Source organism: Methylomusa anaerophila, from assembly GCF_003966895.1.
Lineage (GTDB): Bacteria > Bacillota > Negativicutes > Sporomusales > Sporomusaceae > Methylomusa > Methylomusa anaerophila.
Genome location: NZ_AP018449.1, coordinates 3928212 through 3945114, shown reverse-complemented (window position 1 = coordinate 3945114; position 16903 = coordinate 3928212). Strand labels below are relative to the sequence as shown.

Below are 16903 nucleotides of genomic sequence, written 5' to 3'. Positions count from 1 at the left end.
CGGGGGAACGATATGACCAATGATCGCTCCCAATAGAGCACCTCCCAAAGCATACGGCCACATTTATGTCACCTCCGGCAGCTGGAGTTTGTGTATTATATGCCGGATGAACTGTACTGGTGAAGTTGTTTTAATGCAAAATAAGCTGCTCCCACCGCGTTATCGGGGCTATAACCGGCTTCAGGAAAATAAAGCCGGGAATTTCCGTTGGCCGCAACGTGCTCAGCAATAAACGCCCGGATAAATTGGTTAGCAGCAACACCGCCCACCATCAGAATGTGGCCAACCTTTGTCTGTTTAATAGCATTCAACAATAACCCGGCTATTGAGCGGGCAATGCACAACTCAACTCCGGCGGCTATTTCGGCAGCGGCTGTTTTTTGATCTATTAGTTTGCGGACAGAAGTTTCCGGACCGGCAAAACTAACCGCAAGCCCTTGGACCGAAATCGGTATAGCTGCTGCCGACCCACGTCCTTTACAGGCCAGTTGTTCTAAATATGGACCGGCTGGAAAGGGAAGTCCCAGCGCTACACCAACCCGGTCAACAAACTGTCCGGCGTGAATATCCTTACTACCGCCTAGTAGTGTAAGTGATATTCCCGCTCCGGAACTGTTGTCTGAATTTACGTGGACAATTTCTGTTGTGCCGCCAGACAAATGGACAGCGAGAAATTCATTAACTTGCGGCCCGCCTGCGGACCATATGCCGGCAAATATGTGGTTCTCCTGATGGCTTAGGCGATAAAGACGGGTAGCAAACATTTTGGCCAGCACTCGCGCATAGCTGTCACCAACTAAAAAAGCCGGCATGTAGGAACCTGGAATTGGCCTGGGGTATCCGGTTACGCCAATTGCAACTAAATCTGCGGGTTGGTGGAACTTACAACATACTTCTTCAAACAACGCCGGCAAATTTTTAGTATGCTGGAAAACCATCTCCGACTGTCGCAGACCTCGCCGGCCTTCTTTTACCAACAATAATTTACGGGCCTCGCCCACCAATTCGCCCGTCTTATTGAGCACTGCTATCGAGGTAGTATAGCAACTGGTGTCTATTCCTAATACATAACTCATATTTTTTTGTTCTTCACCAACGTACCTAAGATTCCATTGATAAATCTTCCGGAATCTTCCGTCCCAAAATTTTTAGCAATTTCTACCGCTTCGTTAATCGCCACCCCGGGTTGTAATGGCTCCGGACTAAATTGCATTTCATAAATTGCCATTCTGGCAATATTACGGTCGACTCCAGCCATACGTTCTATCTTCCATTCCCTGGAAACGTTAGCGATATAGGCGTCAATAGCGATTTTATTGGCAATAGTGCCGTCAATCAAGATTTTAGCATATTTTTTAGCTTTATCAGTTACATCATCCCGTTCAGCAAAAACGGACTCCAACGCCTCGTCCTCACTCACATCAGGATTAAAATCCAGCTGAAATAAGGCTTGTATCGCCATCTCCCGCGCCTTTCTGCGGCTCATAATGTCCCTCTTTTCACTATTTGAGCGTGTTTTAAAAACACGCAACCTTAATTTAGGGAGGCTGGTTCAAAATGTTTAGATGCACCGTTGCATAGGAACTGCATCGTGCCGATTACTTATCTGGTATAGATAAGTTGGCATTAACAGACCGTGGCGCATGGGATTCCGAGGCCGGAGGCGTACGAATTGTGTACGTTGAGGACCTCGAAATCCCATGCAACGAAGCAGATAGGCGTTTTGAACCAGTCTCTATTACCGGTGATAACCAGGTGGCAATAACTTATCCAATATTTGCATAATATCTTCTTTTTCATCAATGCGTTTCCCTATAACATAGCCGGCAATTACACAGAGCAGCACGAACAAAGTACGGAAAAAACCAAGTGTAATTACAAGTATACCGATTACGAGGCCAAAAGTGACTCCGAGAATTTTCCCACTGTGTTGCTGCCAAATCTCTGTCCAGAGCTTAGAGTTCATGATGCCACTCCTTTTTGTAACTATTCACCTTAAGTAGGGAACTGCTTATAAACCGCCATCTGCGGCGCCGCGCCAACTGCGTTGCTGTTATCTGCGACAAGTTATCCCGCGTTGATAACGCTAACGAAATCAGAATCGTGCTCCTGCGGTCCTCACTCCAACCGTTCTGGCCTAGTTAGCCTTTTCCTAAGTAGTCTGTGCGGACCCCCAGTACGCCTCCGTGAGGTCCCCGCACAAACTATTATGCTAAGCCAACGAAATCAGAATCGTCGTCGTGCCTACGGTCTGACTATGATAGTCGAACCGTGATTAGCAAAACTTCACTGCAATAAGTTTTTTTCGTATGCAACGGTATCTGACGATTTCTAAGCAGTTCGTGGCATTTGATATCTTTTTTATTAAATCACTCAACCCTATGCCTAACTTTAAATTCATTGGATATGGTCTCAACCACGATACGGATATCAGCTAATTCCACGCCTACTGTATTTTTTACATATTCGTGGACACGAGTCTGAATGTCCGATGTAACGGTAGGAACATTGCTTTCGGGGCTGACAGCAACCTTCATGTGCACTTTTATCTCTTGCTGGCCGGCAACCTTCACCTGAACCTTAACCCCGCGAACACCACGAATATGCCTGGCAACTTTCTCCACTAAATTTTCCACGGCATCAAGAGAAATATGTATGTCTCCCATATCGTTGTGGTGTATAATCGCGTCTTTATCCTTTTGGGAACGAAGACCTGATAGCAGTAGTCGAATACTGACAAGGAAAAACACCGCTCCAACGAGGGCTGTTTCCCAGTGACCGTATATATAAGCAAGGGTTGTCCACACTAAATCCAAGGAAATCAGGCGTAAAGACAGCAAAATTACGCCCAGGGACAAGAAGGTTAATAAAAAAGTATAAATTGACAGAATTACTCGATCAATAATTCCCATAATTACTCCTCTTTCTAATGCATACTTCTATCTTACCCGAATGTCCTCTTCTTTATCTTCTGGAGCAAACCCGACACCCTGCACGTGAATATTGACCTCCACAACGTCTAACCCGGTCATCGATTCAATGGCGCGCTTAATATTTTCTTGCACCCGCAGCGCAACATCCGGTATTCGTACACCGTATTCAACAATGATATACAAGTCAACAGCCGCTTCCCGCTCGCCGACCTCGACTTTAACCCCTTTGGAAAGGTTCTTTTTTCCCAGCATTTCAGCTATACCACCGACCAAACCGCCACTCATTCCGGCTACTCCCGGTACCTCTGTGGCAGCAAGACCCGCAATAATTCCAACAACTTCATCAGCTATTCGGATAGAACCAACGTCATTATGTTCAGCGGCTCTGTCCATATGATCGCGCTTTTCCACACCAACCCCCCCATATATATTCATTTATTATTTATTAAAAACTAAATTAGTAATTATATCTCTTATAACTTTAATATTATACCAAGCTTTTACCATTTTTACAAATTGTCTGATTAAGATTTCTAAGTGATTTGTTGTACAATCGTTGGATATAATCACATAGATGCCATAGATGCCATAGATGTAAAATTAACCTTTGCGGCCTTTATTCAACACCATCAAAGGTTAATTATTAGACTTATTATCATGGTTTTGCACTCACCGTAATATCCTCTGGTTTTATACCGGCAATCCTGCTAATGACTTCTGCAACTTGAATCACTTCTTCTTTTGATAATGATGACGACTTGACCACCGCGCTTGCAGAACTGTTTTGGGTGAACACCAAGGCATCACCGAAGCCTTTAGCTTTAATTAAATTTTCCATTTCGGACTCTTGCTTTTTTTCCAACGTCATTTTTAAAATAGCATCTTGTGCCTGCTGTTTTGCTTCTTCGGATTTAGCGTTTTTTATTATTTCACGTAATACATCAGTTCGTTCACTCCGTATTCTATCGCGCTCTAAACGGTATTCAGTAAAAAAATCAGGCGTAGTTATGGGGATGATCTGTTCATGGACAACAGGATTACTGACTTGCATAGCATTTGACCGGTTTGCTTTTGCTTCTTGATACTCCAGAAAATAGACCCACGACCAGTAAACTATCATTAAAGTTATACAAAATGATACTACTTGCACAGCTATTTTTCCAACCTTCTGCAAAGATAACACTGAGATTACTGAGATTACTGACGTTATTTTCATAATTCCACCTCATCTTCTTTGTGGTAACACAGTAACTTTATAGGACGGTACGCCTAGTCCTGATTCAATGGCCTTGGTAATATTAGCTTTAACATTCGAATCGTTTGCTCCTTCGGCTACAATCAAAACTCCTTTTATTACCGGTTTGGACTCCCGTACCATGACAGGATGGTCGTTGCCGTTATCCTTACTGAGTAAAATCTGCTCGGTTTCTTTCGTTTCAGTAGTAGTCCGTATCCCTCCCGCTGTATCCTTTTCCTGTATGACCTTTGTTTCTCTGGTAACATTTTTGGCGTGTTCCGACATACCGCTGCTTTCTAAGGTTATGCTTACCGAGACTGTCCCGGCTCCTTTAATTTGCGCCAATGTATTAGCCAGTTTAGCTTCCATAGCTTCTTCAAAGCTCCTGTTTCCCACTGCCGTTTTAGCACTCTCATTTGGCAGGACCACCGGTATTTTAGTTTTCGTTTGCGGCGATTCAAGCAAACCACTTACCAACAGTAAAATAATTCCTATGACTCCTAAGAGAATAAGTCGAAAATTGATATTACCGCCTTTAGTAATTTTTTTTGCTTGCGATAACCAATCTTGTATTGCTGTTCCCAACGCAGCCATACTCAAAATTCCTCCTCAATTCATTTGCCTTATATCGATTTGTTCCTGGCGTAACTGGTATAATTCAGCTATAGTATGTCTTACCTTATCCTTAACTTGATCTGATAATGCCCTATTCCCTATTTCACTCAAATCTTGATTACCGATTGCTACTTTTGTGACCTTCCGGTCTGCCGCCATAATTCCCGGCTGAATGTACACTATAACTTGTTGGATAAGTGCTGTTTTTTGGGACTCAATTTCTTCTTGTAAAATTACCTCTATTTTGGCGTCAGCAACTCCAGCCACAGCTAAAACAGTAGCTCTTATCTGCTTTGCTAAATCTTTACTATACATTTCTCTTGCTATTAGTTCTCGTTTTTGGCTAGCATAATTGACAGCATGGGAAACGGCGCCGTCCATACTATCTGCTTGCGAGCTAAGAGCCGGAATTTGCCGTATATTTATGCCACTATCAATCAAATCAATAATAGGATTTAAAATCGTTAGCATAATAAAAAGCCCAGTAATGACTCTTACAAATCTTTGCATACTGTTATTGGGCAGCAATATTTCAAGAAAAGCGGCAAACATCACTACAAACACTATGCTTTTTACCCACTGAGTTACTGAAGCCATCATTGAAATTCCCCTTCAACCGGCAGTAAATTGCAATAATTAGCGCAGCATCATCGTCATGGTGCCGGTGCCTATAACCATAGTAATAACTAAGAAAAACATTAAGGCAACTGTCAATAAAGCGCCAAATACTAATAGGAAATTGTTTCCTATGCCGTCAAGGCACTTGGCCATGTTTTCATCACCCATGGGCTGGATAAGCGCACCGGCAATTTTGATCATGATAATAAGAGACAAAAGTTTTATCAGCGGTAAGGCGCACAACGTCATAATTACCATTACACCAAATACACCGACGGCATTTTTTAGCAACAATGATGCCCCCATAACCAGTTCAACTGTATCGGCAAACATTTTTCCCACTACGGGAATAAATGTAGCAGTTGCGTATTTGGCCGTTCTCAGGGTTAATCCATCTGCTACACTGCCTGCTGCTCCCTGAATGGTGATGATGCCGATAAAAATTACCATGGAAAGGCCAAGAAGCACCAGCGCAGACTGTTTTATAACTCCGCTGAGGTTACTCATCCTGTATTTACCGGCTAGATAGTTTACACATTCCAGAACGGACGATAAAAATAATAACGGTAGAATCACATCTTTTACAACTAGGCTCATAACACTAACCACCAGCAGCATAAGGGGAGTAAACAGCGCCACGGATGTAACAGCCCCAACCCCTGCCAGCAAGGATAAAAGAAGGGGTAGTAATGCTTCCATGAATCCCACCATATTTCCTACCGTATCTTTGGCCAGCGTCATTCCCTGGTGAAAAGCATTTAAGGCAATAACTGCAAGAAATATGAAGCAAACACAATAAGCTAACATAGACATGGTGGAATGCTCAAAAGAACTATGTAAATTTTGTAATAATGCACATAAAACAGCTAAAAAGAGAAGTTTCCCCATTAAGTTCATATTAACAGCCAGTTCTTTGAATAGATAGTTTAACGCCTTATACCACACCAATTTCCAATCTAAAGAAAGTCCTTGGGCAGCTATTTCTTTGATGATATCGGTATTCAGCAGAGGAAGACCGGTATTCAGTTCATTATTTATATTTGAAATGAATTTGTTTATGTTTGCTATGGAAGTACCGTCAAGCATATCCATAGGGAGCTCTGAAGCGGGTGTTTCGGGTGTCGCTGCCCAGGCGCCGGAATTGAAGAAAAGCATAAACAAAATGATTAGGACTTGCTTTTTCACATATATTCCACCTTATGGAATGAGTCGTGTAATCGTCTGCAATACGAGAGCAATAATAGGAATGGCCATAATCATTACGAGTATTTTACCGGCAAATTCAATTTTACCCGCAACGGCTCCTTCACCGGCGTCCCTGCATACTTGAGCGCCAAAGTCAGTTACGTAGGCAATTCCTATAATTTTTAGTATCGTATTTAAGTATATTTGACTGATATTGGCTTTTTCCGCCAAATCCCTGAACAACTCCAGCACGACTTGCAGTTTGCTTAATACCATCAGAAAAATAATTGTCGCTAATGTAAGACTTAGCTGCACTGCCAGTTCAGGTTTTTGGTATTTAACGATCAATATCAGTAAAGTTACTACAAAGCCAAGTCCAATAATTTGAATTATTTCCATGATACTTGTACTCCTTAAAACAGCTTAAATACATCCTGCACGGTGGAAAACAGCCTCCCCAGCAGTTGTACAACCCATAGCAAAACCAAAGAAAAACCTGCCAAAGTACACAAGTGTGCCATATCTTCCTTTCCGGCTTGTTTCAATGCAGTATGGAAGACTGAAACTAAAATCCCCACACCGGCAATTTTGAACAAGATATCTAGTCCCATATCTTTGCTCCCTCCCACAAACATAAGGCGTAGGCAAATCAAAGCAAAACAATTGCCACTGCCAATCCGCCGCATACTCCTAAATATCGATACATTTTGACATTCTGTCGGCAAGTTGATTCAGCCTCATTTTGTATGCCAATTAATTGTTCTCGCACCATGTTTAGGAACTTTTGCTGTTCTTCCCGATTCATTGAACCCAGATTGGCGCAGAATACTTCAAGTACTTCCCTCTCGGGTCTTTTTAAAACAAGCTGCTCTCCTATTTCTTCTGTAACGTGATTCCATGCTTCGCGCGGTGACAGCCATCTGCTATTTTCTAATACATCGGACATCCTTTGAAATAATATCGCGATAGGTCCTCTAATACCGCTGGTGGATTGGACTAACGCCGCCGGTAATGGGTAGGCGGCGTAGGTAATATAGGATTGAAGCGATGCTATACAGCTTACTATTTGCCGAATTTGTTTGGGACGCTCAATATAACGGGAAGCAATTATAAAACCAAGTCCTGAACCTGCCATGATAACACAAATACTTCCTAGTAATTTCAACCACATATTTTTACCTCATTTCCGCTCCCGCTCCGGCCGTCAAATAATATTTGTTCTGCTTTACCATCAATGATTTTTTCAATAGTACCCGGCCCGAGGCGGCTGCTAAGAACGACATAGCGGTGAAACACCTTCTCTTCGATCAATTGGCTAACGTATGGGCGGCAGCGGATATTTTCCACATCGTAGCCATGAACCGACGCGATTACACTCACGCCCGCATTAACGGCTTCTTTTACTGCCTCGGCATCTTCCGCCCGGCCTAATTCATCGGTTGCTATGACGGCCGGCGACATAGCTCTAATGAGCATTAGCATGCCGCCGGCCTTGGGACAGGCGTCCAGTACATCAGTTCGCGGCCCTAAATCAAAACTTGGCACGCCATCACAACAAGCAGCTACTTCCGAACGTTCGTCAACTATGCCTACTTGAACACCAATAAAATTAAGCTGCGGTACACCCATGCTTATCAAACGGATCAAATCTCTTAGCAATGTTGTTTTACCACAACGTGGTGGAGAAATGATAAGCGTATTCAATACTTGTTTTTTATTTCTTAATAAGTAATGAATGATGTTTTCCCCATTGCCAGGGATTTCTCTGGCAATTCTGAAATTTAGTGCATTGATATGTTTCATAGCTTTTAAATTGCCGTTTTCCATAATTGCCTGTCCAGTTAACCCAACCCGGTGTCCACCTGATATTGTGACATACCCTGATCGTAATTCTTCTTCTAAAGCATATAATGAATTTCTGCTAATCATCTGAAATGTTCTCTTTATGTCGTCGTTACTGCAATGATATGCTTTATCCAAGCTAACAACCGGTTGGCCATCTAAACCAACCATGATATCTTTAGTATCCAGCACTATTAATAGCGGTTGCCCTACTCTAAGCCGTATCTCAGATATTTTGTATAAAACATTATCTCGCAACTTCTCAACTATTTCGGCTATTCGGGGCGCTAGAACGGAGCATATTTGAATTTTAACTGTCGATCGGAAATCTTCCATTTTATTCCACCCTAAAAATATACTAACTTACTACATTAAACAAATTTATTTATTGTTCTTTCTTTACATAGATATGTTAAAAATTCAACTTTATACCTAAGAAAAACGCGAAGCGGTTATAAATAATACCCAAAAAAAATCCCGGAATATTCCGGGATACATCAAGAAGATTCCCTTAGACTCCAGGATGCATAATATGATTTGAGTCCCGCATCACGCGCGTGCCGGTATCGGCAATGTCCAAGGCATTATCGTATACCACTTGTCCACAGTATGGACAGGTTACTTCTATGTCCTCTTCTTCATCTAAAATGTTTGATTCAAAAGTGACCAACTCGTGACAGGAAGGACAGGCCATTTCGACCATATCGTCGTCATCATAGGCTTCATCATCATAGGCTTCATCATCAGTGTCATCATCAACCTCATCAACACCATCACAATCTTCGTCATATAGCTGTTCTTCCAGTCCAGTTAAGTCTTCATCGATCGATTCTACGTACTCTTCCAACTCACGCTGGGCAAGATTAACATTATATACTTCTTCGGCAAATGAATCCAATACATCGATAATATTGAGCAGTAGTTTTCCTTCTGCCGACTGCTCATTAACATTAAGTCCCTTTGTTAAACCTTGAAGATAAGCTACTCTTTCTTTCATATTTCCCATAATAGTAAACAACCCCCCTTTTCGCTATGTTAGCTGTGGCTACTACTTACTAAATGTAGTATGTCCAAAGCAGCCTAAATCATAACTAAAATGGGGGCCTATCAATAGGGCACGGTTATGCTCTTTCTATGTACTCGCCGGTGCGCGTATCCACTCTAAGAACTTCGCCAACTTCGATGAACAAGGGTACTCGTACCACATGGCCGGTCTCTAATTTTGCCGGTTTTGTACCACCGGTGGCGGTATCACCACGGATACCAGGATCTGTTTCAACTACTCTTAGCTCAACTGACATAGGCAAATCAACGCCAATTACTATCCCTTGAAAAAATTGGACAGCAATGTTCATATTTTCTTTTAAGAATTTTTTGGCATCCCCTAACTGGTTTTCCGTCAAAGAGATTTGTTCAAAAGTTTCGTTGTCCATTAAATTAAACATGTCGTCACTCTCGTACAAAAATTGCATTTCCCGGCGCTCCACATGTGCTTTGGGAAGTTTTTCACCAGCATTAAAGGTACGTTCAACGACAGCGCCGGTACGTACATTCTTTAATTTTGCCCGAACGAAAGCGGCTCCTTTGCCTGGCTTAACATGCTGAAAATCAACGACTTGCCATACGTCGCCGTCAATTTCGATGGTTACACCTGTACGAAAATCATTACTGGAAATCATTCAATAGCCTCCCCATTATTATATTAACTACAATAATTCTATAATTCTATAATTCTATAAGTTGTTTATTACTGCCAGTCAATATTTTACAGCCGGACGCAGAAACTACAACAACATCCTCAATCCGAACGCCACCCCATTCCGGCAGGTAAATCCCCGGTTCAACCGTTACCACCATATTGGGCGCAAGGGGAATAGCGCCGCTGGGTGAAAGTCGCGGGTCTTCATGAATGGCCAATCCCAGCGAGTGCCCCAAACCATGCCCAAAATAATCACCGTAGCCGGCATCATGGATAATTTTTCTTGCCGCCGCATCTACTTCTTTGCCGGTTTTTCCGGCAATTACCGCCTTAATTCCGGCAATTTGAGCAGTTAAAACGGTTTTATATATCTGACGTTGTTTATCATTCGCCTTTCCTACAACTACCGTTCGGGTGATATCTGAATGATACCCTTGATAAACAGCGCCAAAATCCATGGTCACAAAATCCCCGGTTTTGATATGTTTATCTGAAGCCTGACCATGAGGTAATGCCCCGCGGTAGCCAGAGGCTACGATGGTATCGAAAGCCGGCTTTTCAGAGCCAAGTCCGCGCATATGATGTTCAAGCTCAGACGCAATATCCCGTTCTGACACCCCCGGCCTGATATACTCTAAAATATGGCTAAATGCCTTGTCGGCGATAGCGACAGCCTGTTGAATTAAACCAAGTTCCTCCGGGTCTTTCTCCATTCGAAGGAGATCAAGTTTAAGCGGAATTAATTCATCATTAGGAAAAACTTCACGTAACTTGCTATGTACTTCCCAAGTAACAAAATCGCTTTCAAAACCGATACGCGCAGGACTGGTTGCCATCTCTCCCAATATTTGAGTCAAAGTTTCAAACACCGATACTCCGTGTTTAATAATGTTATAGTCCGGTGCCTGGATCTTTGCTTGCTCAATATAGCGAAAATCTGTAACCAGTGTTTTGGTGTTCCGGCTTATCGCCAGTATACCGGCCGACCCGCGAAATCCGCTGAAATAACGCCTATTTTCCGGCTTGCTGACAAGCACAATGTCAAGTTGATGTTTATCTCGCAGTTGATTCAGTTTGAGCAAGCGTTGATTCATGCCTTATCTCCCCTTATTAAACAATCGGCGGCATAGAGAGCCATTATGTAGCTCTCGGCGCCAAAGCCGGCAATTTGCCCAACAGCTACAGGCGAAATAACTGAATGGTGACGAAATTCTTCCCGTTTATATATGTTTGACAAATGAACTTCAATAGCCGGAACGTTCACGGCGGCTAAGGCATCGCGAACAGCAATGCTGTAATGAGTAAAAGCGGCAGGGTTTATGATAATAGCGTCAAATCTGCCTTCCGCCTTTTGGATTTCCTCTACCATAACCCCTTCGTGGTTAGTTTGGAGAACTGACACGTTTAGATTTAGCAGTTCTGCTTTTTCGGCTAACTTAGTATTGATTGTATCAAGTGTAATATTCCCGTAAACATGGGGTTCACGCCTACCCAACAGATTTAGGTTGGGCCCGTGAATGACCAGCACTTGCCGCTTTTTTTCTTCTTCCATCTATGATCATCTCCAACGAATTGACGGGTATATATTCTAACTTTTACATTTTAGCATAATTTTTATATTTTGACTACGTTAGAATTACGTTAGAATTTTAAGGATTAAGCTTCATAAGTTCACTAGCAATCTCCTTGAATACCGGTGCTGCAACATTGCCGCCCGACATCCCTTCCTCTATAAATACTACAATAACGTATTGAGGATGAGCCAAAGGCGTATACCCCGCGAACCATGCATGACTGATACTTTTACCCGCTGAATCTATTCGCCCTGTTTCTGCTGAACCTGTTTTTCCTCCTGAACCATCATTTTCTACATATGCTGCTTTTCCGGTACCATACCGGGTTACGGCAGCCATCATTTCTTTTAATTTTTCGGCAGTTTCCCTGGAAATGACCCGTTGACCGGAAAACATATCCTGGCGATACTTTTTTACGATTGAACCGTCAGGAGCGGTAATCATGCTGACGATGTAAGGGTCTGCCCTGACTCCATCATTAACGATTGTTGCTATCATTTGTCCTATTTGTAACGGTGTAGCCTCACAGACTCCCTGACCAATAGCAAGATTAGCCAAGTCAGCAGGGAACAGTTCGGCAAGTTCCGGCAGATTTCCTTCAGCTTCTCCGTAGAAATTGAGCTTTGTTCGCTGGCCAAATCCCATTTTTTTCGCCATGCTCATGACTTTTTCAGCACCAAGTTTCAGGGCAATTTGAATTAATATTGGATTACTTGAATAGGCCACTGCATCGGTAAATGTCATCTTTCCTCGCGGTCCTTGTTCGTAATCCCATCCCTGAAATCGTACGTTATTTACGTCAATATACCCGGCATCAAAAAATTTATCATCAGGTTTAAAAATTTTGCCTTCCAAAGCAGCAGCGGCAACTACAAGTTTGAACACTGATCCGGGCGGGTATGCGACAACAGTACGATTTAACAGCGGCGCAGATGGATTTTGTAAATAATCACTCAAATGATCGGCATCAAAGTTTGGTCGGGATGCCATTGCCAGAATTTCTCCTGAACTGGGTTTTAATATTATCACTGAGCCCTTGGCAATAGTTCGATCCATAATCTCTTCCACCCGCTGCTGAACCTGTTTGTCAATAGTAAGAATAATATTATTATGGCTAGCGCCGGAATCTAATTTTACTCTTTTATATCCGAGACCGGGTATGAGTTGTTGACTCGCATCGACAAGGGCGGCAATATACTCAGGCTGATTGTCGCGTAAAAAATCGTCATACATGTTTTCAATACCACTGACGCCTTTGTTGTCAGTAGTATTTATGTATCCAACTATGTGAGCTGCCAGTGCATAGTTGCCATAACGTTTACTTTCTGCTATAGCTATGATCCCTGGCAGACCCAAGTTATTAATCTTGGCAGCTGTGCGGGAGTCAACTCCATTCTGTAAGCGAAATGGAGGTACATGGCTGTCAATTCGTTCCAAATTAAATTTGTCCTCATTGGAAAGCCATGTTACTCCGGCTAATTGGTCGACGTAATCCACTGAGGGCGATAATTGCGAAGGAAAAACCAAAACACTATGCTTAACAGACGTATTGGTTAACGGATACCTATTTCTGTCCAGCACTTCTCCCCGGGCAATACTTATGGGAACTTCCTGCGTCCTGATGCTTAATCCCTCAAGCGCCAGCTGATGCCCAGACATAATTTGTAAATAAAATAATCTGACAAGCAATAATACAGATAAAATAAAAAAAAATATAGCAAGCTTTTCAATGCGGGAATTGGAAATTGCCATACCCTTGCACCCCGTTTTGCTTGATCGTATAAGAAATAGCCATGTATTAGCAAGTTATCAAGCATAAATAGTATGGCATTATATCAGGATACCTTATACTAATTAACTGTTCCAGCTATTTTATATCTTTAACATCTTTAACGTCTTTAACATTAATAGGAAGAGTGGATAATATCCGGCGGACATCATTTACAGTGTCCGGTGTGACCCTGACAACCAATATCCCTTCGGCACGATTTATAGTACTGACGACACCGAGGTATTCATATCCTTCCATGATTTGATTTACAAAATTAACATCCCTGGGCTCGACACGAATCATTATTGAACAGTCAAACTGTTTCATATTTTAACACCTACAACTCGTTATAGTTTTTTTTATTCACTTCCCGCCGAAGCATTGCATACGGAACTACTGGCTGCGCAACAGGCATCGAAATAATCTGCTGCGGATGTGGAGCCACAGCAATGGGATTGCCATCTTCGTCAAACAGGGCCTGGATCTCTTGAATAAATTTTGGCTTACCTGGCTGCATTATTTCAATGGTTTCACCAACTTTTATATTATTTCGCTGCTCAATAACCGCCCTTTTGGTGGCAGGATTATATTCTTTAACCAACCCGATAAAATCATGGCTCTGTTTGTAACTGGAAGTACCATAAATTTGGGTATTCTCAGATGTTTCTTTTAAAAAAAAACCAGTCGTATAATCCCGGTGGGAAATTTTATTCAGTTCATCGAGCCATTCCGGTTTAATTTGAAAATTATTGGGATTCTTCATGTATTGATCAATAGCTTCCCGATAAACTTTGACAACAGTAGCTACGTAGTGAACACTTTTCATACGGCCTTCAATTTTAAAACTATTTAACCCAGCGGTTATAAGCTCCGGAATATGCTTAAGAAGGCATAAATCTTTCGAATTAAAAATATATGTTCCCTGCTCATCTTCCAACACCGGATAGTATTGATTCGGCCGGGTTTCTTCCATTAGATAATACTTCCAGCGGCAAGGCTGGGCGCATTCGCCGCGATTGGCATCACGAGCGGCCAAATAGTTGCTCAATAAACACCTTCCTGAATATGAAATACACATAGCGCCATGTATGAAAACTTCTAATTCTATTTTGGTTTTTTCCCGAATCAGCTTTAGATCAGCGAAAGAAAGTTCACGCGCCAGTACAACCCGGTGAGCTTCCAAATCTTCCCAAAATACCACAGTAGACCAGTTAGTGGAATTAGCCTGAGTACTAATATGTATCGGAAGATTTGGAGCATTAACTCTGACCATGCGAAAAACTCCAGGATCGGCAACGATTATTCCATCGGCGCCAAAACCGGCAATTGCGCGGATATAGCCGGGCAACTCAGTCAAATCATCATTATGAGGGAAAATATTTACGGTAATATACGCCTTTTTTCCTAAAGAATGGGTAAAGTTAATCCCTTCTTCCAGTTCAAATAACTCAAAGTTGTCGCTGAATGCTCTCAATCCAAATGATTTGCCTCCCATATAGACTGCGTCCGCACCATAAATTAAAGCCATTCTAAGTTTTTCCATATTTCCCGCTGGAGCAAGCAGTTCCGGCCTCTTCATCCTAGTTTTTCTCCTTTCCCTTATAGTAGGAAATAGCCATACCATCGCCGTCGCCGACAGGGAATATCGTTGTGTCAAAGCGACTATCATTCATAATAAAGTCAAGATAAGCTCTAAGTCTTTTTACAATTGTTCGGAATCGTCTAGGAGTATCCTGGTTTGACCCGTAAACCCAGCCGCGAAACAGGATATTATCTGTAACAATTGCTGCCCCTGGCAATAGCATGGGGGTTGCCTTATTTAAATAATCCAGATATTGCCCTTTAGCGGCATCAATAAATAACATGTCAAAATCAGAATCAAGCCGGGGGATGATATCCCCGGCGTCACCTAACAGCAAATCAACTTTATCGATAATTCCGGCAGCAAATAAATAATTCCGGGCAAGTTCGATCCGCGCCGGATTTATTTCAATCGTTGCAATTCGCCCGTTCGCCGGCTGATTTAATGCCATATGCAAAGTGGAATAGCCGATTGCAGTACCGATCTCCAAAATGGAACAAGGCTGCCGTTCAATGACTGTCTTCGCCAGCAAGGCAACTCCTTCTTTGGTTATTATCGGTACATTATACCGGACGGCATAGTCTTCCATTGCGGCAACTATTTCTTCGCTTTTATTCATTTTACATTTGCACCTGTTCAATTGCAGCCAGGTGTTCTTCATATGTCTTGCTAAAATGATGTTTGCCGTTTTTGTCAGCCACAAAATACAAATACTCTGTGCCATTAGCGTTAAGCACAGCTCTTATTGCCGTCATTCCGGGATTGGCAATCGGTCCGGGAGGCAATCCCATATTCTGATAAGTATTGTAAGGGGAAGGGATTTGGGTATCCTCAATTGTAAGTTCAGGCTTCGGGTATCCAAGAATGTATTGTATAGTAGCGCAAGACTGCAAAGGCATTCCTTGTTTTACCCTATTGGCAAATACACCGGCTATTATAGGTCCCTCCTGCTCTAATTTAGCCTCTTTTTCGACTAAAGATGCCAAAATAACTACCTCTCTTATGGTCATACCTCTTTCTTCCGCTTTCTCCCGCATAGCAGCGGTAAATTTAGTATCGAATTGTTTTACCATCATTGCTAGAATTTGTTCTTCCGTCATACCTTTGGCAATCTGGTAAGTATCAGGAAAGATAAACCCTTCTGCTTGATACTGGATTAAAGGATTAGCTGTCATATACTGGTACGGTGCAAAAGTTTTGGCTAACGACTTAAATTGGTCCGCTTTAACCAAATTTTTTTCATTCAGTAAGGCGGCGATCTGATCTACGGTATATCCTTCCGGAATAGTAACCTCTTGATAGGCGTTCTGGCCTGCGGCTAACGTTGAAACAATTTTATTAATCGACATATTCGGACTCAGTTCATACTCGCCAGCTTGAAGAGAATTTTCAAGTTTCTCCAATTTTGCGGCAATCCGAAATACAAATACACTTCGGATCAGTCTCTGTTTATATAATAATTGTCCAATGTCTTGAGTTGACATGCCGGATTCAATATTTATAATAATCGGCTCGTGTGCAGCCGATGAGACAGGCAGGATCATTGAACAAGCATATAGTATGCTAGAAATTAACATTAACAGTGCTGCTGGTATGGCAAAATATATTTTATACCTGTTAGGTACTCCAAAAGGCAACAATATTTTCATTATTAGAATTCCCCCATAATTATAGAAACTAAATTGTAGATTATAGATTCTAGATTCTAGATTAATGTGACAACATTATATTACAAAATTGCACCTTGATCAAACTATATATGTCGCATTAAAATTTTACATCCGGGTATTAGGATAAGCTGAGGTTAAGCGACAGCGGCGAAGCCTTCCTACTAAACCCGGATATAT

General features: G+C 42.1%; 22 protein-coding genes. All 22 read right to left on the bottom strand.

The annotated features are described in order from the left end of the window. Positions 1 to 95: 95 nt before the first annotated feature. Positions 96 to 1076, bottom strand: coding sequence for a tRNA (adenosine(37)-N6)-threonylcarbamoyltransferase complex transferase subunit TsaD (locus tag MAMMFC1_RS17880; protein WP_126309813.1), 981 nt, complete (start codon positions 1074 to 1076; stop codon positions 96 to 98). Then, entirely contained in the window at positions 1073 to 1486 is a 414-nt protein-coding gene (gene nusB / locus MAMMFC1_RS17875; protein WP_126309812.1) for a transcription antitermination factor NusB, read from the bottom strand. Before nusB ends, MAMMFC1_RS17880 begins: the two co-directional genes overlap by 4 nt. 252 nt (positions 1487 to 1738) lie before the next feature. Beyond that, positions 1739 to 1966 (bottom strand): DUF2273 domain-containing protein, encoded by a 228-nt coding sequence (locus MAMMFC1_RS17870; protein WP_126309811.1) that lies wholly within the window; start codon positions 1964 to 1966, stop codon positions 1739 to 1741. A gap of 403 nt (positions 1967 to 2369) precedes the next feature. Further along, positions 2370 to 2912, bottom strand: coding sequence for an alkaline shock response membrane anchor protein AmaP (amaP, locus tag MAMMFC1_RS17865; RefSeq protein ID WP_126309810.1), 543 nt, complete (start codon positions 2910 to 2912; stop codon positions 2370 to 2372). A 27-nt stretch (positions 2913 to 2939) separates the two neighbouring features. Beyond that, entirely contained in the window at positions 2940 to 3326 is a 387-nt protein-coding gene (locus tag MAMMFC1_RS17860) for an Asp23/Gls24 family envelope stress response protein (protein ID WP_126310731.1), read from the bottom strand. 262 nt (positions 3327 to 3588) lie between these two features. Then, entirely contained in the window at positions 3589 to 4149 is a 561-nt protein-coding gene (locus MAMMFC1_RS17855) for a SpoIIIAH-like family protein (RefSeq protein ID WP_232035513.1), read from the bottom strand. A 9-nt stretch (positions 4150 to 4158) separates the two neighbouring features. Beyond that, a complete protein-coding gene (locus MAMMFC1_RS17850) occupies positions 4159 to 4764 on the bottom strand; it encodes a hypothetical protein (protein ID WP_126309809.1) in 606 nt (201 codons plus the stop codon). Positions 4765 to 4779: 15 nt separating this feature from the next. Then, complete coding sequence (spoIIIAF, locus tag MAMMFC1_RS17845) at positions 4780 to 5385, bottom strand: stage III sporulation protein AF (protein ID WP_126309808.1); 606 nt, start codon at positions 5383 to 5385, stop codon at positions 4780 to 4782. A gap of 36 nt (positions 5386 to 5421) precedes the next feature. Beyond that, positions 5422 to 6588: a stage III sporulation protein AE gene (spoIIIAE, locus tag MAMMFC1_RS17840; protein WP_126309807.1), complete on the bottom strand. Its 1167-nt coding sequence runs from the start codon at positions 6586 to 6588 to the stop codon at positions 5422 to 5424. Positions 6589 to 6600: 12 nt separating this feature from the next. Next, entirely contained in the window at positions 6601 to 6987 is a 387-nt protein-coding gene (gene spoIIIAD / locus MAMMFC1_RS17835; protein WP_126309806.1) for a stage III sporulation protein AD, read from the bottom strand. A 14-nt stretch (positions 6988 to 7001) separates the two neighbouring features. Next, the gene (spoIIIAC, locus tag MAMMFC1_RS17830; RefSeq protein WP_126309805.1) at positions 7002 to 7199 is read right to left on the bottom strand and encodes a stage III sporulation protein AC; all 198 of its coding nucleotides are present in this window, start codon (positions 7197 to 7199) and stop codon (positions 7002 to 7004) included. A 38-nt stretch (positions 7200 to 7237) separates the two neighbouring features. Further along, on the bottom strand, positions 7238 to 7759 hold the full coding sequence (locus tag MAMMFC1_RS17825) for a stage III sporulation protein AB (protein ID WP_126309804.1): 522 nt from the start codon (positions 7757 to 7759) through the stop codon (positions 7238 to 7240). After that, complete coding sequence (gene spoIIIAA, locus MAMMFC1_RS17820) at positions 7750 to 8766, bottom strand: stage III sporulation protein AA (RefSeq protein WP_126309803.1); 1017 nt, start codon at positions 8764 to 8766, stop codon at positions 7750 to 7752. The genes MAMMFC1_RS17825 and spoIIIAA overlap by 10 nt, the downstream gene beginning before the upstream one ends. Positions 8767 to 8941: 175 nt before the next feature. After that, positions 8942 to 9436 carry a CD1247 N-terminal domain-containing protein gene (locus tag MAMMFC1_RS17815; RefSeq protein ID WP_126309802.1) on the bottom strand — a complete coding sequence of 165 codons (495 nt, stop codon included), beginning with the start codon at positions 9434 to 9436 and terminating at the stop codon, positions 8942 to 8944. A gap of 115 nt (positions 9437 to 9551) precedes the next feature. Beyond that, positions 9552 to 10109, bottom strand: a complete 558-nt coding sequence (gene efp / locus MAMMFC1_RS17810; RefSeq protein ID WP_126309801.1) for an elongation factor P — start codon at positions 10107 to 10109, stop codon at positions 9552 to 9554. A 46-nt stretch (positions 10110 to 10155) separates the two neighbouring features. Then, entirely contained in the window at positions 10156 to 11223 is a 1068-nt protein-coding gene (locus tag MAMMFC1_RS17805) for a M24 family metallopeptidase (protein WP_126309800.1), read from the bottom strand. Then, positions 11220 to 11681, bottom strand: coding sequence for a type II 3-dehydroquinate dehydratase (aroQ, locus tag MAMMFC1_RS17800; RefSeq protein ID WP_126309799.1), 462 nt, complete (start codon positions 11679 to 11681; stop codon positions 11220 to 11222). Before aroQ ends, MAMMFC1_RS17805 begins: the two co-directional genes overlap by 4 nt. Positions 11682 to 11778: 97 nt before the next feature. Continuing rightward, positions 11779 to 13362 (bottom strand): peptidoglycan D,D-transpeptidase FtsI family protein, encoded by a 1584-nt coding sequence (locus tag MAMMFC1_RS17795; RefSeq protein ID WP_232035512.1) that lies wholly within the window; start codon positions 13360 to 13362, stop codon positions 11779 to 11781. Between the two features lie 208 nt (positions 13363 to 13570). Beyond that, complete coding sequence (locus MAMMFC1_RS17790) at positions 13571 to 13801, bottom strand: DUF4911 domain-containing protein (RefSeq protein ID WP_126309797.1); 231 nt, start codon at positions 13799 to 13801, stop codon at positions 13571 to 13573. A 10-nt stretch (positions 13802 to 13811) separates the two neighbouring features. Continuing rightward, positions 13812 to 15053, bottom strand: coding sequence for a peptidase U32 family protein (locus MAMMFC1_RS17785; protein ID WP_126309796.1), 1242 nt, complete (start codon positions 15051 to 15053; stop codon positions 13812 to 13814). A gap of 1 nt (position 15054) precedes the next feature. Next, complete coding sequence (locus tag MAMMFC1_RS17780; RefSeq protein ID WP_232035511.1) at positions 15055 to 15675, bottom strand: O-methyltransferase; 621 nt, start codon at positions 15673 to 15675, stop codon at positions 15055 to 15057. 1 nt (position 15676) lies between these two features. After that, positions 15677 to 16633, bottom strand: coding sequence for an endolytic transglycosylase MltG (mltG, locus tag MAMMFC1_RS17775; RefSeq protein ID WP_232035510.1), 957 nt, complete (start codon positions 16631 to 16633; stop codon positions 15677 to 15679). Positions 16634 to 16903 lie beyond the last annotated feature (270 nt).

Excerpts from the sequence above, each read along its gene's own strand:
- MAMMFC1_RS17880 (WP_126309813.1), bottom strand. The coding sequence starts at position 1,076 with ATGAGTTATGTATTAGGAATAGACACCAGTTGCTATACTACCTCGATA.
- nusB (WP_126309812.1), bottom strand. The coding sequence starts at position 1,486 with ATGAGCCGCAGAAAGGCGCGGGAGATGGCGATACAAGCCTTATTTCAG.
- MAMMFC1_RS17870 (WP_126309811.1), bottom strand. The coding sequence starts at position 1,966 with ATGAACTCTAAGCTCTGGACAGAGATTTGGCAGCAACACAGTGGGAAA.
- amaP (WP_126309810.1), bottom strand. The coding sequence starts at position 2,912 with ATGGGAATTATTGATCGAGTAATTCTGTCAATTTATACTTTTTTATTA.
- MAMMFC1_RS17860 (WP_126310731.1), bottom strand. The coding sequence starts at position 3,326 with ATGGACAGAGCCGCTGAACATAATGACGTTGGTTCTATCCGAATAGCT.
- MAMMFC1_RS17855 (WP_232035513.1), bottom strand. The coding sequence starts at position 4,149 with ATGAAAATAACGTCAGTAATCTCAGTAATCTCAGTGTTATCTTTGCAG.
- MAMMFC1_RS17850 (WP_126309809.1), bottom strand. The coding sequence starts at position 4,764 with ATGGCTGCGTTGGGAACAGCAATACAAGATTGGTTATCGCAAGCAAAA.
- spoIIIAF (WP_126309808.1), bottom strand. The coding sequence starts at position 5,385 with ATGATGGCTTCAGTAACTCAGTGGGTAAAAAGCATAGTGTTTGTAGTG.
- spoIIIAD (WP_126309806.1), bottom strand. The coding sequence starts at position 6,987 with ATGGAAATAATTCAAATTATTGGACTTGGCTTTGTAGTAACTTTACTG.
- spoIIIAC (WP_126309805.1), bottom strand. The coding sequence starts at position 7,199 with ATGGGACTAGATATCTTGTTCAAAATTGCCGGTGTGGGGATTTTAGTT.
- MAMMFC1_RS17825 (WP_126309804.1), bottom strand. The coding sequence starts at position 7,759 with ATGTGGTTGAAATTACTAGGAAGTATTTGTGTTATCATGGCAGGTTCA.
- spoIIIAA (WP_126309803.1), bottom strand. The coding sequence starts at position 8,766 with ATGGAAGATTTCCGATCGACAGTTAAAATTCAAATATGCTCCGTTCTA.
- MAMMFC1_RS17815 (WP_126309802.1), bottom strand. The coding sequence starts at position 9,436 with ATGGGAAATATGAAAGAAAGAGTAGCTTATCTTCAAGGTTTAACAAAG.
- efp (WP_126309801.1), bottom strand. The coding sequence starts at position 10,109 with ATGATTTCCAGTAATGATTTTCGTACAGGTGTAACCATCGAAATTGAC.
- MAMMFC1_RS17805 (WP_126309800.1), bottom strand. The coding sequence starts at position 11,223 with ATGAATCAACGCTTGCTCAAACTGAATCAACTGCGAGATAAACATCAA.
- aroQ (WP_126309799.1), bottom strand. The coding sequence starts at position 11,681 with ATGGAAGAAGAAAAAAAGCGGCAAGTGCTGGTCATTCACGGGCCCAAC.
- MAMMFC1_RS17795 (WP_232035512.1), bottom strand. The coding sequence starts at position 13,362 with ATGTCTGGGCATCAGCTGGCGCTTGAGGGATTAAGCATCAGGACGCAG.
- MAMMFC1_RS17790 (WP_126309797.1), bottom strand. The coding sequence starts at position 13,801 with ATGAAACAGTTTGACTGTTCAATAATGATTCGTGTCGAGCCCAGGGAT.
- MAMMFC1_RS17785 (WP_126309796.1), bottom strand. The coding sequence starts at position 15,053 with ATGAAGAGGCCGGAACTGCTTGCTCCAGCGGGAAATATGGAAAAACTT.
- MAMMFC1_RS17780 (WP_232035511.1), bottom strand. The coding sequence starts at position 15,675 with ATGAATAAAAGCGAAGAAATAGTTGCCGCAATGGAAGACTATGCCGTC.
- mltG (WP_232035510.1), bottom strand. The coding sequence starts at position 16,633 with ATGTTAATTTCTAGCATACTATATGCTTGTTCAATGATCCTGCCTGTC.